This window comes from Neobacillus niacini (assembly GCF_046591715.1).
Taxonomy (GTDB): Bacteria; Bacillota; Bacilli; order Bacillales; family Cytobacillaceae; genus Neobacillus; species Neobacillus niacini_L.
The window spans coordinates 16,273-30,811 of the sequence record NZ_JAWVNQ010000020.1 but is presented as its reverse complement, the minus strand read 5'-3'; the positions used below and the strand labels follow the sequence as shown (position 1 = coordinate 30,811).

Annotated in this window: 14 protein-coding genes; 10 read left to right on the top strand and 4 right to left on the bottom strand. The window is 38.4% G+C overall.

Going from position 1 to position 14,539, the window contains the following annotated elements; all coding sequences use genetic code 11:
* The first annotated feature begins 23 nt into the window (after nt 1–23).
* From SFC47_RS24130 to SFC47_RS24100, 7 genes are all read left to right on the top strand, one after another.
* Nucleotides 24–1,016 (top strand): Gfo/Idh/MocA family protein, encoded by a 993-nt coding sequence (locus tag SFC47_RS24130; protein ID WP_411257107.1) that lies wholly within the window; start codon nt 24–26, stop codon nt 1,014–1,016.
* 195 nt (nt 1,017–1,211) lie between these two features.
* Complete coding sequence (locus SFC47_RS24125; protein WP_411257126.1) at nt 1,212–2,696, top strand: sugar ABC transporter ATP-binding protein; 1,485 nt, start codon at nt 1,212–1,214, stop codon at nt 2,694–2,696.
* A 1-nt stretch (nt 2,697) separates the two neighbouring features.
* Nucleotides 2,698–3,699 carry an ABC transporter permease gene (locus SFC47_RS24120; RefSeq protein ID WP_411257106.1) on the top strand — a complete coding sequence of 334 codons (1,002 nt, stop codon included), beginning with the start codon at nt 2,698–2,700 and terminating at the stop codon, nt 3,697–3,699.
* A 16-nt stretch (nt 3,700–3,715) separates the two neighbouring features.
* On the top strand, nt 3,716–4,948 hold the full coding sequence (mtnK, locus tag SFC47_RS24115; RefSeq protein ID WP_411257105.1) for an S-methyl-5-thioribose kinase: 1,233 nt from the start codon (nt 3,716–3,718) through the stop codon (nt 4,946–4,948).
* Between the two features lie 4 nt (nt 4,949–4,952).
* Nucleotides 4,953–6,017: an S-methyl-5-thioribose-1-phosphate isomerase gene (gene mtnA / locus SFC47_RS24110; protein ID WP_411257104.1), complete on the top strand. Its 1,065-nt coding sequence runs from the start codon at nt 4,953–4,955 to the stop codon at nt 6,015–6,017.
* Nucleotides 6,018–6,471: 454 nt separating this feature from the next.
* Complete coding sequence (locus SFC47_RS24105) at nt 6,472–7,179, top strand: class II aldolase/adducin family protein (protein ID WP_411257103.1); 708 nt, start codon at nt 6,472–6,474, stop codon at nt 7,177–7,179.
* Nucleotides 7,180–7,649: 470 nt separating this feature from the next.
* Nucleotides 7,650–8,882 carry an MFS transporter gene (locus SFC47_RS24100; RefSeq protein WP_411257102.1) on the top strand — a complete coding sequence of 411 codons (1,233 nt, stop codon included), beginning with the start codon at nt 7,650–7,652 and terminating at the stop codon, nt 8,880–8,882.
* Nucleotides 8,883–8,967: 85 nt separating this feature from the next.
* Here SFC47_RS24100 and SFC47_RS24095 read toward each other — a convergent pair whose 3' ends face one another.
* The 3 genes from SFC47_RS24095 to SFC47_RS24085 all read right to left on the bottom strand — a co-directional run bounded on the left by SFC47_RS24095 (nt 8,968) and on the right by SFC47_RS24085 (nt 10,379).
* The gene (locus tag SFC47_RS24095; RefSeq protein ID WP_411257101.1) at nt 8,968–9,135 is read right to left on the bottom strand and encodes a hypothetical protein; all 168 of its coding nucleotides are present in this window, start codon (nt 9,133–9,135) and stop codon (nt 8,968–8,970) included.
* 19 nt (nt 9,136–9,154) lie between these two features.
* Nucleotides 9,155–9,676 (bottom strand): hypothetical protein, encoded by a 522-nt coding sequence (locus SFC47_RS24090; RefSeq protein WP_411257100.1) that lies wholly within the window; start codon nt 9,674–9,676, stop codon nt 9,155–9,157.
* 112 nt (nt 9,677–9,788) lie between these two features.
* On the bottom strand, nt 9,789–10,379 hold the full coding sequence (locus tag SFC47_RS24085) for a hypothetical protein (protein WP_411257099.1): 591 nt from the start codon (nt 10,377–10,379) through the stop codon (nt 9,789–9,791).
* A 330-nt stretch (nt 10,380–10,709) separates the two neighbouring features.
* Here SFC47_RS24085 and SFC47_RS24080 point away from each other — a divergent pair, with 330 nt between their 5' ends.
* Entirely contained in the window at nt 10,710–11,579 is an 870-nt protein-coding gene (locus tag SFC47_RS24080) for a cation diffusion facilitator family transporter (RefSeq protein ID WP_411257098.1), read from the top strand.
* Nucleotides 11,580–11,820: 241 nt separating this feature from the next.
* The gene (locus SFC47_RS24075; protein WP_281271575.1) at nt 11,821–11,949 is read left to right on the top strand and encodes a hypothetical protein; all 129 of its coding nucleotides are present in this window, start codon (nt 11,821–11,823) and stop codon (nt 11,947–11,949) included.
* A 267-nt stretch (nt 11,950–12,216) separates the two neighbouring features.
* Here SFC47_RS24075 and SFC47_RS24070 read toward each other — a convergent pair whose 3' ends face one another.
* Nucleotides 12,217–13,161 carry an AraC family transcriptional regulator gene (locus SFC47_RS24070; RefSeq protein ID WP_411257097.1) on the bottom strand — a complete coding sequence of 315 codons (945 nt, stop codon included), beginning with the start codon at nt 13,159–13,161 and terminating at the stop codon, nt 12,217–12,219.
* 97 nt (nt 13,162–13,258) lie between these two features.
* On the opposite strand from SFC47_RS24070, the gene SFC47_RS24065 reads away from it, so the two are divergent.
* Nucleotides 13,259–14,425 (top strand): TraB/GumN family protein, encoded by a 1,167-nt coding sequence (locus SFC47_RS24065; protein ID WP_411257096.1) that lies wholly within the window; start codon nt 13,259–13,261, stop codon nt 14,423–14,425.
* The last annotated feature ends 114 nt before the right edge of the window (nt 14,426–14,539 follow it).

The window sequence follows — 14,539 nt, the reverse complement described above, 5'->3', positions numbered from 1 at the left end:
TTTATTAGAAGGAGGAATAGCAAATGAAAAAGGTAAGATGGGGAATTCTAAGCACTGCAAATATCGCACAAAAATCATTAATTCCAGCATTTGAACGGGCAAATAATGCTGTGGTCGCAGGAATTGCCTCTAGCAGTGGAAAAGCTGAAGAGGTTGCAGCACAGTTTAATATTGAAAAATCATACACTAGTTATGAAGAAATGCTGCAAGACCCAGACATAGACGCAGTGTATATCCCGCTGCCAAATCATTTACATAAAAAGTGGACCATTGAAGCTGCTAAACATGGAAAGCATATTCTTTGTGAAAAGCCAGCGTCACTAACAGCAGAGGAAACAAAGGAAATGGTGGAGTTCTGCCGCGAGAGCAATGTTAAATTTATGGAAGCCTTTATGTACCAATTTCACCCGCAGCATGAAAGAGTCAGAGAAATTATCAAAAGCGGCGAGATTGGAGACGTTAAATTCATGCGATCCAGCTTCTCATTTTCCCTTGCACAGCGAGAAGACACTATCAAACTGGATCCGAATAAGGGCGGAGGAAGTCTCTATGATGTAGGCTGTTACCCGATACATTCCATTCGGAACATATTAGGTGTAGAGCCAATCGAAGTGGATGTTCATGCCAATGTGGATGCAGACTACCAGGTAGATACCGCAGCCTACGGATATATGCAAATGGAAAATGGCGTTACTGCTCAATTTGATTGCAGTTTTGATATGGTTTTTCGAGCAGAGTATGAAGTGATTGGGACAAAGGGTCAAATAAAGGTTCCTAGAGCATTCCGCCCAGACCATTATGGGGGAGAAGGACTGGTTATTGTTCAAACAGGAGCGGTAAAGAGAGAAGAAAGTATATTTGCTGATATTTATAGAGAAGAGGTGGAGCATATCTCACAGGTAATCTTGGATGATAGCGAACCATCTTATACAGGTGAGAATGCAATCCAAAATATGCGTGTCATCGAGGCCTGCTATCAATCTATTAAATCGGGAAATATTATTAAGTTAGTATAACAATTAAACGGCATAATTCCTAAATATTCTTAGGAGTTGTGCTGTTTTTTGTATTATACTAGAAACCAGCTTGTATTAATTACCAATTCAAACATAGTGTTTTACCACTTTAACGAGAAATAGTATTATAGGGAGAGGCTGAATTTTCAGGCAGATTAATGAAAGGGGGAACTGAGCGTGACAACACTACTAGAAATGAAAAATATTTCAATAGAATTTCCAGGTGTAAAAGCGTTAAATGAAGTATCTTTTTCTACAGAAACAGGAACAACTCATGCTCTTATTGGTGCCAACGGTGCTGGTAAATCAACGTTGATGAAAGTTCTCTCGGGAGCCTATAATCATTATACTGGAGAAATATATTTAGATGGCAAAGAGGTTACCATAGGTTCGCCGAAGGATGCACAGGACCTTGGTATTCAAATTGTTTACCAAGAAGTAGATACGGTACTTATTCCCTATCTAACGGTTGGAGAAAACATTATGTTGAATGAAACCGTTAATGATATGGGGAAAAGGCAGTTCGTAAGCTGGAAGCATATACACGAAAAGGCTACAGAAATACTAGCTGGTATTCATGTGAACATCTCATCGAAGACATTGGTAAGTGAATTAACATTAGCCCAAAAGCAAATGGTTCTCATTGCCAGGTCATTAGTAAAGCAATGTAAATTCCTGATTTTGGACGAGCCGACTGCACCGTTAAGTCACTCAGAAACGAGTGAGTTGTTCCGGATTGTCAGGGATTTAAAAAGCAGAAATGTCGGAATTATTTTTATTTCACATCGACTGCCAGAGCTGTTTGAAATCTGTGATGAGATCACCGTCATGAGAAATGGTGAATTTGTTAGTAAGGAAAAGATTGCACAGACTTCTCAAAATAGAGTAGTAGAGTATATGCTCGGTGAGAAATTAGAGGAACAATTCCCTAAATATAATGGGCAGATTGGACAAAATGTCCTCGAGGTTAAGGGACTTTATGACAATGGGATGATTAAGAACTTTACGATGGATGTCAGAGCTGGAGAAATTGTCGGAATTGCTGGACTTGTGGGTGCGGGGAAATCAGAGCTTTGTAAGGCGTTATTTGGTGCCTCAAAAGTTACCGCAGGTGAGATCAACATTCATGGGAAAAAGGTAAGAATAAAAGATCCGAATCAGGCAGTTAAACAGGGTTTGGCCTTTGTTCCAGAGGAAAGAAGAAAAGAAGGGATTTTGGTGCAGGAGACAGTAGCTGCTAACCTCACTGCTGCAAGTCTTGGGAAGTTTTCGAAGTTTTTGAGTTTCCTTGACTTTAAGAGCGAGAAGAAAGCGGCAGTTGAGATGATTCATAGTTTAGGAATCAAGACGCCATCTGAAGAAACTAGGGTACAAAATCTTTCAGGTGGGAATCAGCAAAAAGTAGCGATTGGAAAATGGCTGATTGCAGATGCTGAGGTCTACATATTTGATGAACCCACTAAGGGTGTAGACGTTGGGGCGAAGAAGGATATTTTTGAACTTATTTCTGAACTAGCGAAACGCGGAAAATCAATTATCTATGCATCGTGTGAGTTTTCGGAAATTTTAGGAATTACTGACCGTGTTTATGTTGTTTATGATGGACAGGTGGCCAAAGAACTGGAAACCAATTCAACAAATGAAGAAGAATTATTATTTTATTCAACAGGGGGTAAATAGAATGAGTACAAACCCAGAAATTCAACAAAAAATGCCCTCAAAAAAGGGATTTGAATTATTTGATTTTTTATACAAATACGGTACGATTATAACCATCATAGCGTTAATTGTTATTTTTTCAATTACGAGTCCAGCATTTATGGATGGAGCAAATATCGTTAACATTCTAAGATCTATTTCGATTGTCACCATCATTGCGGTCGGGATTACAATATCCTTGTCGGTGGATGGATTTGATTTATCCGTCGGTTCTACGGTTTCACTAACAAATGCAGTTGTGATTTCAATGTTTGTTTGGTTTTCACAAAATATCTTCGTGGCATTGTTAGCAGCGATTGGTGCCGCACTAGTCGTGGGGGCATTTAACTCGTTTATGATTGTAAAGGTGCGTATTCCAGATATGCTCATGACCTTGGCAACTATGTTTATCATTCAAGGGATTGCTTTGACCTATACAAAAGGCGCTACCGTTTCCCAAAACATGGTCATGCCGGATGGGACGTTCTCAACGGGAATGATTCCAGAAGCCTTTTCAAAAATCGGACAGGTGCCATGGATTATTATTATCATGATTGTAGTGGTTCTTATCGTCCATATTTTTCTGAATTATACAAAACATGGGCGGTATATGTACGTAATTGGCGGGAACAAAGAAGCGGCCAGATTATCCGGTATTCCCGTTAACAAATATAAAATTGCGGCTTATCTCATGTCTGCCACCTTTGCAGCAATTGGTGGTATTGTCCTTGCATCACGCGTTATGACAGCAGAAATAAACTCAGGTGCTCCTTATTTAATGGATGCAGTTGCAGCGGCTTTTATTGGGTCATCCGTGCTGGGTGCGGGCAAGCCAAATGCTTTTGGTACCTTCGTTGGAGCTGTCTTAATTGGGATTCTGCAAAATGGTCTCGTCATGATGTCAGTTCCGTATTACGCAATGGATATCGTCAAGGGAACAGTTCTAGCTCTTGCCTTAGCATTAACATATTATAAAAAGAAATAATTTGGAGGGGTTCATAATGAAGGATTTTACGGTTGAATATTTTACAATGACAGAAGAAGATGCGATCGACTATGCAAAAACCATCAAACTTTTTCCTCTAGATGCAGAATTGACTTGTAAAGAAATTGGTGATGGAAACTTAAACTATGTTTTTAAGATAGAAGATGTAAAAAACAACCAATCTATCATTATTAAGCAGGCTGGTCCGATTGCCCGTATCTCCGACGAATTCAAACTATCGCCTGACCGAAACCGGATTGAAAGTGAGATACTAGGACTTCAATATAAGCTGGCACCTGGATTTGTACCAAAGGTTTACAATTATGACCCTGTAATGAACTGCACGGTAATGGATGATTTATCCGATCATGAGATTATGAGAAGTGCTCTTTTAAAACATAAGAAATTCCCGCTATTTGCGGACCACATTTCTACTTTTCTAGTAAATACCTTATTATTAACTTCTGATGTTGTAGTAGAACATAAAGAGAAGAAAGCCCTAGTGAAGCAATTCATTAACCCAGAGCTTTGTGAAATAACGGAAGACTTGGTTTATACCGAACCGTTTTATGATTGCCCGCGTAACGAAGTATTCGAAGGAACGAAGGAATTTGTCAAAGAAAATATCTGGAATGATAAAAAATTAGTGCTGGAAAGTGCGAAGTTGAAATTTGAGTTTATGACAAATGCTCAGTCGTTGCTTCATGGCGATCTTCACACAGGATCTATTTTTATAAAAGAAGATTCTACTAAAGTAATTGATCCTGAATTCGCTTTTTATGGACCGGCTGGCTATGATATTGGAAATGTGATTGCCAATCTTATTTTTGCTTATGCAAATGGAAAATTTACTATTGAAGACGAAGAAGCAAGAGACGATTATTTAAATTATCTTGTCACAACCATTAAAGATGTTATAAATTTATTTACAGTTAAATTCAACAAAGCCTGGGATGAACATGCAACAGAACGAGTGGCAGGCTATGAAGGATTTAAGGAATATTACTTAGATGCTATTTTAAGAGATACTGCAGCGGTTGCAGGACTTGAGCTTTTACGAAGGATTATTGGGCTTGCGAAGGTGAAGGATTTAACTTCCATTGCAGACGCACAAGCGAGAGTGCTTGCAGAGACCATTTGTTTAACCGCTGGAAAAGCATTTATTCTAAATCGCGAAACCATTAAAACTGGAGCAGACTTTATCAATGTGATTCAATCTGCTGAACTTACATCTGTGAAAGGGGCATAAGCTCGTGCAAAACCCAGTTACTGTGATCCAATCTGTACGACTAGATGATGAGAATGATACATTAGTATTATTAGATCAAACGGTATTACCAAATGAAACGAATTTCCTAGAGCTTAGGGAAATGGAAGATATATGGGATGCAATTTATCAATTAAAGGTACGCGGAGCACCGGCAATCGGAATTGCTGCCGCTTACGGTGCCTATTTGGGAACAAAGAAGTCGACAGCAGAAACCTATGAAGCGCTTTTTGCAGACTTTACGAAGGTGAAGGATTACTTGGCTTCATCACGGCCAACAGCTGTTAACTTGTTCTGGGCATTAAATCGGATGGAGGCTCGATTTAAGCAGGAAGCAGGAAAAAGTGTTGGTGAAGTAAAGGCTGCACTTAAAGAGGAATCCGAGGCAATCCGCCGAGAGGATGAAAAGATTTGTGAAGCAATTGGAGAACATGCTTTGTCCTTACTGGAGCCAGGCTGGGGATTACTGACGCATTGTAATGCGGGAACGATTGCAACGGCTAAGTACGGCACGGCATTAGCTCCAATTTATTTAGGTCAGGAAAAAGGCTATGACTTCAAGGTGTATGCAGATGAAACAAGACCATTGCTTCAAGGCGCACGCTTAACTGCGTGGGAGCTTCAGCAAGCTGGGGTCGATGTTACATTAATTTGTGATAATATGGCTTCCATCGTGATGAAGGAAGGCAAAATTCAGGCAGTCTTAGTTGGCTGTGACCGCGTCGCTGCCAATGGAGATGCAGCCAATAAAATTGGAACTTCAGGTGTGGCGATTCTTGCTAAGCATTACAACATTCCATTTTATGTCTGCGCACCGCTTTCTACAGTCGATTTGGAGTGCCAAACAGGGGATGACATTCATATCGAATTGCGCCATTCTGAGGAAATTACTTCTAAATGGTATGAGAAAACGATGGCACCGGAGGGTGTTCAAACGTATAATCCTGCTTTTGATGTAACGGACCATTCCTTAATTACGGGGATTGTTACAGAGAATGGGATTGCTTATGCGCCGTATACGGAGAGCCTTCCGAAAATGTTTGGAAAATAAAATAATATGGTGAAAGCAGTTTAGGCACAAGAAAAGACGTATGAATTGGCATACGTCTTTTTTTTTAGGTCTAGGAGCATGAGGGTCAGTATTTATCTGATGGCTGGGGAGAGGGTTGAGCACCTAAGATGGAAAATAGACGGACCAATTCCGCTTATTTTAAAAAAAGCATCGATATTAGTCTTTATAGACGGAGGGATTCCGCCTATTACCTCAAAAAACGTGAAAATAGGAGATTTTGCTTTGCATAAGCGGAAAACCTCCTCTTATATCCCCTGAAACGAGCTCCATTTTGCAACTAACCGGAAATTCTCCGCCTATTTTGCTGGGATACTAGATAAAGGGGCAGGTACTAAGCAGAACTCAGTTTTTTCTATTTTCTAACAAATTGACTTACCTTACATAAAATAAGAATATTGATGGTAGCAGGATAATGATAAAGGAGTTCTAAATTATGAAAGATAAGCAAACGTACCTTTCCGACCAGGAAGCGAAGGAAATGATCTGTGAAGTCGGAAGACGAATATATAACCGAAATTATGTAGCAGCCAATGATGGAAATATATCCGTGAAAGTGGGGACTAATGAAATTTGGACAACACCTACCGGAGTGAGTAAAGGCTATATGACGCCTGACATGATGGTTAAGTTGGACCTTTCTGGTAACGTCCTTGCCGGAAATTTGAAACCATCATCCGAGGTCAAAATGCATCTAAGAGTGTACAATGAAAACCCAGAAGTGAACGGAGTTGTTCATGCGCATCCTCCGGTTGCAACCTCCTTTGCAATAGCTGGTATTCCGCTTGATAAACCAGTTTTACCAGAGGCTATTGTGTTGTTAGGGAATGTACCGGTTGCCCCGTATGCTCTACCGGGAACACAAGAAGTACCGGATTCCATTGCCCCATACTGCAGGACACATAATGCCGTCCTTTTGGCCAACCACGGAGCATTGACATGGGGAAGGGATTTAATGGAGGCTCATTTTCGGATGGAATCTCTTGAACATTACGCTACGATCTTAATGTACTCCAATAATGTCTTGAAAAAAGCCAACGAATTAAATGGTTCCGAAATCGCTGATTTAATCAAGATCCGCGAATCGATGGGAATAAAAGCAGGCGGCGTACCTGTAAGGGGGAAAGAAGAAAAGGAAGGCTGAAGTTAGAGAAATCAGTATATAACCCAATCAGTGAAGTTTTAAATCTTAACCAACTTTAATTATCATGAGAATTTCAATAAAAATAGAAAGCCATTTAACAGATCTAAATTGTTAAATGGCTTTTCTAATTATTTTTTAAACAAAGTAACCCGTTAATAAGAGATGCCTTTTTGTTGATTTCTATAAACCTATCCTTATTCTGTTTCAAGACTGGATAGAAATATAATACATTGTACATAAAGTTCTCCTCTCTTCTTTACCAGAACTGCAATTCGATATAAATGAATAGAGTGTCAGTTTGCAAACTCTTTTACCGCTTCAAATAAATACTCCAAATTCCTACCCCCGTGATAACAATATCTTAGATTATTAAGTATATAAGATTTAGAATAATCGAACAAATATAATCGCAAATTAGGAAAAGAAATCAGGGGCCTCTCGCTATAGACTTAAGGTGAGGGGGAAAGAAGATGAACATTTTAAAGAACAAGGATCCATATCAGGTCTATATTTACACCTGTTTCTTATCACAATTATTTTTTACCTTTGTATTTACGGTAAACTTGTTATATCACGTGGAAACGGTTCAACTTAATCCATTGCAGCTGGTGTTAGTCGGGACGGTTTTGGAGGCGACTGTTTTCCTTTTTGAGATCCCAACTGGAATTCTGTCTGACCTAAAAAGCAGAAAGCTATCTGTGATTATTGGCTTTTTCTTAATTGGGATAGGTTTTATCATAGAGGGGATGTTTCCGATTTTCACAGCAGTGATTCTATCTCAAATTATCTGGGGGATTGGGTACACCTTTACGAGTGGCTCTCATCAAGCGTGGATTGCAGATGAGATTGGGGAAGAACGGGCTTCTTCAGCCTATGTCAAAGGGGCCAAGGCAGGTAATCTTGGAAAGGTCCTTGCCATTCCATTGAGTATGCTGGCAGGGTATTATCTGCTCAATTTACCAATTGTCTTAGGCGGTATTGGGCTGGTAGTGCTATCGATTCTTTTAGTTTTCTTTATGAAAGAGGAGAATTTTAAACCAGCAGAAAAGGTGGAGAGAGTTTCGGTCTGGAAGAATATAAAGGAAAACATGAGACAAATTCTTTATTTTTCCAGAGTCAATTCTCTCATGAGAATCCTTTTTCTGATTGCGTTGTTTTTTGGCTTTTATAGCGAGGGCTTTGACCGGCTGTGGATTCCCCACTTAATTGAGCAATCAGGGCTATCAAATCTATCAGACAGTCAGTTAGTGTTATTGATGGGCGGGGTGCAATTCATTGTCGTTCTTTTGACATTTGCAGCGCTCCACTTTATTGATCATAGTTCCATCCACCAGCACCTAAAGCATATTTACGTAGCCCTTTTTATTGGGAGCATTCTCATTATCGGTTCATTAATTGGTTTTGCCTTTACCACATTTGCTGTTGGATTGTTCATTTTCTATATCATCATTCAAATTTCACGAAGCATTATGTATCCGTTAGAGACCGTTTGGCTGAATAAAATGATCCCAGATTCTTCTACGCGTGCTACCTTTTTTTCAGTCAAAGGCCAGGTAGACGCAATCGGACAAATTGGCGGCGGTCCCGTAATAGGTGTGATTGCTTCAAACTTTACGATTAAAATAGCAATAGTGTTTAGTGCGCTTATTTTAATGCCTGTTCTTTTCTTATATAACCACATCGTGAGAAATACGCGAGGGTGAGTATTCTAAGGGCTTACGGTTTTACCTTAATACGTAAAGTTAGCTAAAATGTAAATCAATTGGCACCGCAGTTTTGCGGTGCTTTTTAACTTTTTCTTAGTTTATAGAAAGCTAACGTGAAACCAATTATTACACAAATAAGTCCGCCTAACCCAGTTGTAAATATAGATAGTTCTTCTTTTAAAAAGAACGTACATATACCTAAAAATATTATAATTAACCAGCCTAAGACATTAATCCTGTTAAGTTTCATTCCACCGACTCCAACTGTTTTATTGCAGTGTGTTTACGACTTCTAAAAACTCTTCTTTTGTATATTTCGGTTTACTTCTTTCTGGATTTTCTATTAAAGAAATTTCGTGTGTAATATCGTCATCAGTCCATAAGATTACTCTTTGTAAACCATCCTTTGTTTCGCTGTATGTGGCTACTGTACCATTTTTTAGTTTCACGGTTTCAGTATCTTTAGACTCGTTACTTGGGGTACTAGGGATATGAAATGTGTTTAATGTTATATTCCAATCGCCTTCTTCACTGGCATAAATAAGATAACTTAGAACAATTTTTCCATTTGAATCATAGACTGGTTCGCTTGTGTATCCGAAGTCCACCGTATATGATTCTGATAGCAGCTTAGTAGGAAAAAGCATTTCATCTTTACTATCTGATGGTAAAGTTTCGATAACTTTTTTTATTTCGTCAGGTAATTGTGCGCTTCTATTCTCGAATGATGTTTTACTTGAACACGATGCAAGTAAAAAAATAACTAGTACACTAAACAAAATCTTTTTCATCAACAAATTCCCCCTATGTCACTCTCTCCTTTTATATACGACCCTATTGGATAAAAGTTCCAAAAATGTTTTGGGAATTAAAATTTGCAAAAATAATGTTTCCTTATACCTTCTACTCGGAGAAAAATATATATTCCTTTTCTGTTTCAATAAACAATTCTCTATAGCCAGCCCAATTTTCAGAAGTGCTAAGCTCAATCGCATTGATAATGTTACCTTTAATACAGAAATTAAAGTTTTCCTCCTTACTTATTCTCTTATCAACATAAATTCCTGCTGCGGTAGGATATTCTAAATCATAGCTGTCAAGTGGATGTTCTTTTCTTATATTTAATAGCTTTTCTTTCATTTCATTAGCTCTGGTTGAGATATAGTTAAACGTACTTTTGTTACTCACCTTCAAGAATCTATACTTTGTCATTTCTTTCATTATCCAATAGTCATAAATGTTAGTGGCAAACTCACGATCATATTCATATTTCCATTCTTCAACATCAAAAAGAAATCTTACCCACAATGATATTAACCCATCTAATTCATTTTCGAAATTGTCTTTTGCACCTCTATAAACCCAAAATTGAGGATCGTACTCCTTTCCTGTGAAAGCAATCGTGCTATGTATCATCTTCTTGTTACTGCCTAAAATATATTGAATGATCTCATCTTTTTTATCCTGTAACTCCTTTATGTTTAAAAGGTTCAATACGAATTCACCTCTTTTATACTTCCGTGTTCTATATACGAAATAATTAGATGAAAGGTCTCAAAAAGTTCCAGGCACAACCACAATTATTTAAGGATTCTATTTCGCCGGAGCGCTTCTTTACTACAAATACTAATAATATTTGAAGAAAGTAAGCCGTCCTTGTAAAAAAAAATATAAGGGGAATGCTAGATGATGGTGAGGTGTTTACCATAAGAAACTTTTTTTCACCCCTTTTACTTTGTTAGGAAAGTGACAAAAGGTTTCTCTAGACCCACCCGAAGTCTTTGTTCCATAATAAATAAGGTAGTTTTAATTTGGAGGAACAAAATGGAAGAGCAGGCATATTTGGATTTGAAAAGAGGAGAACGTGGAGCAATTGTTAGTATTATTGCTTATATTTGTTTGTCCTTATTAAAAATAACAGTTGGATATATCGCGGATTCAGAAGCCTTAAAAGCTGATGGTTTTAATAATGCCACAGATATCATTGCCTCGATTGCTGTACTAATAGGTCTTAAACTTTCCCAGCGCCCGCCTGATGATGATCATCCATATGGACATTGGAAGGCGGAAATGGTCGCCTCGATGGTTGCTTCATTTATTATGATGGGAGTAGGATTACAAGTTACATACGTGGCAATTTCAAGTGTATTTAAAGGATTTGAAAAATCCCCCGACTTACTATCTGCATGGACTGGCCTCTTTTGTGCTTTCGTCATGTTTTTTGTGTATCGTTATAATCGGAAATTGGCAGAAGAAATAAACAGCCAATCGGTTATGGCTGCTGCAAAAGATAATCTTTCCGATGCTTGGGTTAGTATTGGTACCTTTGTTGGCATAATCGGGTCCCAATTTGGGCTGCCTTGGCTTGATCCGGTTACAGCGATTATAGTGGGATTAATCATTTGTAAAACTGGATGGGAAATCTTTCGTGAAGCTTCACACCATTTAACGGATGGATTTGATCAAGAGCAATTAGATTCATATAAGACTACTGTTATTAATTGTAACGGTGTTAAAGGAGTTAAGGATATAAAAGCGAGAAATTATGGCAACAACGTTGTCGTCGATGTCATCATACTGGTTAATTCCAATTTGGATTTACATCATGCACATGACATTGCAACGATTGTTGAGGATACATTGATGAAGGAACACAAAGTATATGATGTAATTGTTCATGTTGAGCCGAAATAGATTTGCGTTTAAACTTACAATTTTACCTCTAATTGTCTTACATAAAATGTTTAGATAGCACGTAATAATTGGATATAAGTGTAAAAATGAAATAAAGTTTGTAAAAAAAACTTACTCACTGCTAACGAAGCAGTTTCCTAAAAAAGAATGTCTGCCAATACCATACATTTTCTTCCTTGTCTGAGGACGGCGGGTACTAGCATACTAATGATATATCACAATTATCAGCAAGGGGGAAATCATGAGCAAAACAGAGGAATTAAAAAAGGAATTGCAGGTCTTGACCAGCCGGCGTGATCGAATGCAACAGAACCTTTATGAAGTAGAAAAACGCATTAACGAAATTGTTAATGAATTGAAGAAAAAATAAAAGATTGGCAAGTAAATCCTACATATTAAAAGATAATTCCTATACTGTTATCAGTTATGCTAGTTAGTTTTAATCAAAAGAAAGCAAACAATAATAAATTAAAGTGCTATATTTTAGAAATGGGCTCAGTGTGAACTGAGCCTTATATTTATTAATGTTAGGTTACACTTTCGATTGCATTTTCGGGTTTTGTGATAGGAAACGTGACCCGATAGCGGTTTAGCCCTTTTTTCCCTAAAATGCTCCTTATTTCTATTCCTAGAAGATTCATCCCCTGTCTCTTATAGGAATATGAATCTCCATATAGATTCTTTCATAATCCCAGTGGTGGCAATGTTCATCATAGTATTCAAAGTCATAGGCCTCGTCATCCACTTCATAAGAGGATTGTGGGAACCAGTCTTCTAAAATATATTTCCATGTTCCTTTGATCGCGGAAGCAAACTTCTCCACTTCAACCAAGGGAGTTCTGAACACAGCATATGTAGCTGCTGGTATTTGTAAGGATGTTAGTTCAGCCGGCAGTGCAGTATCGTTGTCTAAATCTACAGCAAATAAATAGATAAATTTATCTTCTGCATCTGAAGGACTTAGATTAATGCAGTACTCTCCATGCTTTTTAGGGGCTAGGTATTGATACAGCATTCTTTCAATAGAACCGTCTGCAAGCCCTTCTTGGTCCCATATTGCCGGTGCATCTCTTGTGTAAGATACATTTTCCATATTAATGGAGAAGGTTTTACCTGCAACAAAGAAGGACGGTCTCTCCACAATCATCGGCTGCATGACGATTCCGCCAGTGTTCTTTTGATGAATAGACAACAAATCCAATTTTTGCGGCAGCGATTTGGGACAATGAATCTTATATAAACTTGGAGGGCTGCCGAAGCATTTTTTAAAAGCTTTTGTAAAACCAGCATGGGTGTCAAATCCATAATCCAAGGCAATTTGAATGATTTTTTTACCATTAACCAATTCATGCAAGGCATATTGCAGCTTTCTCTTTACAACATAGTCCATCAATGTAAACCCAGTATGCTTCTGGAAAACACGATAGAAATGGTAGGGGGAATATCCCGCCAATTTTGCTAAGTGCTCTGGTTCAATTTCTTCTCTTATATGTTCTTCGATATAATCAATCACTTGCTGGAGCAGGAGTAACTGTTGGATATCGCTCACCTCATATCTATTAAGCTTTTTTGATAACAGCATCAAAATATAATTTGTTGAAATTCTCCGAGTTCTACTTCATTATAAGGATAGAGACATTTTTAGGAAATAAGTATATTTAGGATGAAGGAAGTAGATTATGACGGAAGAAAATATAACCCGAATTGATTTGGATGGCAAAGAAATTATATTAATTGGTACCGCTCATGTTTCTAAACTAAGTGTAGAGCAGGTTAAAGAGGTTATTGACAGGGAGCGTCCAGATTCTGTTTGTATTGAATTGGATGACCAACGCTACAAGTCGATTATGGAAGGCAGTAAATGGAGAGAAACAGATATCTTTAAGGTCATTAAAGAAAAGAAGGCTACACTCCTGTTAATGAATCTTGCCATTTCTTCGTTTCAAAATCGATTAGCGAAGCAATTTGATACAAAACCAGGACAGGAAATGATCCAAGGGATTGAATCAGCAAAAGAAATAGGTGCTGAGCTTGTTTTGGCTGATCGTAATATCCAAATTACATTCTCGCGGATTTGGGGGAATGTAAGTGTCTGGGGAAAGGCCCAGCTGCTCACTTCAATTTTCTACAGTATTTTCAATAAAGAATCTATTTCTGAAGAAGAACTAGAGAAAATGAAAACGCAGGATACATTGAATGCCTCGCTTGCTGAAATCTCGGAAGCCTTTCCCAGGTTAAAGAAACCTTTAATTGATGAACGAGATCAATACCTAGCTCAGAAAATTAAAGAAGCACCCGGGAAAAAAGTTGTGGCAGTTCTAGGGGCCGCACACGTTCCAGGAATCACAAAAGAGATTCACAATGAACAGGACTTACAAGCTCTCACAAAAACAAAGCCAAAATCTAAAACACCGCAAATCATCGGATGGGCAATTCCAGTGTTAATTGTTGCAATTATTGCACTAACCTTCTTTCTCAATCCAGCCGCTGGTATGGATCAAGCAATTAGCTGGATTCTCTGGACTGGGATCTCAGCAGCTATTGGTGCTGCTGCAGCATTAGGACACCCGCTGGCTATTTTATCAGCCCTATTGGCCGCCCCAATCACGGCCTTACACCCATTGCTGGCAGCAGGGTGGGTATCGGGAATTGTACAAGCTTACATCAAACGCCCAAGTGTCGCTGACTTTGAAACACTATCAGAAGATGTTTTCTCTATTAAGGGCTTTTGGCGAAATAAATTTACAAGGGTCCTTCTGGTTATCATTCTTACCAATATTGGGGGTTCCTTAGGAACCATAATTGGGGGAGCAGATGTAATTCGTCTTTTCTTAAATAATTTTTAAAGTGGTGCCTTCCTTAAGGGAAGGTGCTTTTTTGTATGGTGTAAAATGTTGTCGAACGTTTACAAGGTAATGGGGCTGCCTGCTGAAGTAGAATAGAAGTAATAGACTACGAGA

Excerpts from the sequence above, each read along its gene's own strand:
- SFC47_RS24100 (WP_411257102.1), top strand. The coding sequence starts at position 7,650 with ATGAACATTTTAAAGAACAAGGATCCATATCAGGTCTATATTTACACC.
- SFC47_RS24070 (WP_411257097.1), bottom strand. The coding sequence starts at position 13,161 with ATGCTGTTATCAAAAAAGCTTAATAGATATGAGGTGAGCGATATCCAA.
- SFC47_RS24120 (WP_411257106.1), top strand. The coding sequence starts at position 2,698 with ATGAGTACAAACCCAGAAATTCAACAAAAAATGCCCTCAAAAAAGGGA.
- SFC47_RS24090 (WP_411257100.1), bottom strand. The coding sequence starts at position 9,676 with ATGAAAAAGATTTTGTTTAGTGTACTAGTTATTTTTTTACTTGCATCG.
- mtnK (WP_411257105.1), top strand. The coding sequence starts at position 3,716 with ATGAAGGATTTTACGGTTGAATATTTTACAATGACAGAAGAAGATGCG.
- SFC47_RS24080 (WP_411257098.1), top strand. The coding sequence starts at position 10,710 with ATGGAAGAGCAGGCATATTTGGATTTGAAAAGAGGAGAACGTGGAGCA.
- SFC47_RS24065 (WP_411257096.1), top strand. The coding sequence starts at position 13,259 with ATGACGGAAGAAAATATAACCCGAATTGATTTGGATGGCAAAGAAATT.
- SFC47_RS24125 (WP_411257126.1), top strand. The coding sequence starts at position 1,212 with ATGAAAAATATTTCAATAGAATTTCCAGGTGTAAAAGCGTTAAATGAA.
- SFC47_RS24095 (WP_411257101.1), bottom strand. The coding sequence starts at position 9,135 with ATGAAACTTAACAGGATTAATGTCTTAGGCTGGTTAATTATAATATTT.
- SFC47_RS24105 (WP_411257103.1), top strand. The coding sequence starts at position 6,472 with ATGAAAGATAAGCAAACGTACCTTTCCGACCAGGAAGCGAAGGAAATG.
- SFC47_RS24075 (WP_281271575.1), top strand. The coding sequence starts at position 11,821 with ATGAGCAAAACAGAGGAATTAAAAAAGGAATTGCAGGTCTTGACCAGC.
- SFC47_RS24130 (WP_411257107.1), top strand. The coding sequence starts at position 24 with ATGAAAAAGGTAAGATGGGGAATTCTAAGCACTGCAAATATCGCACAA.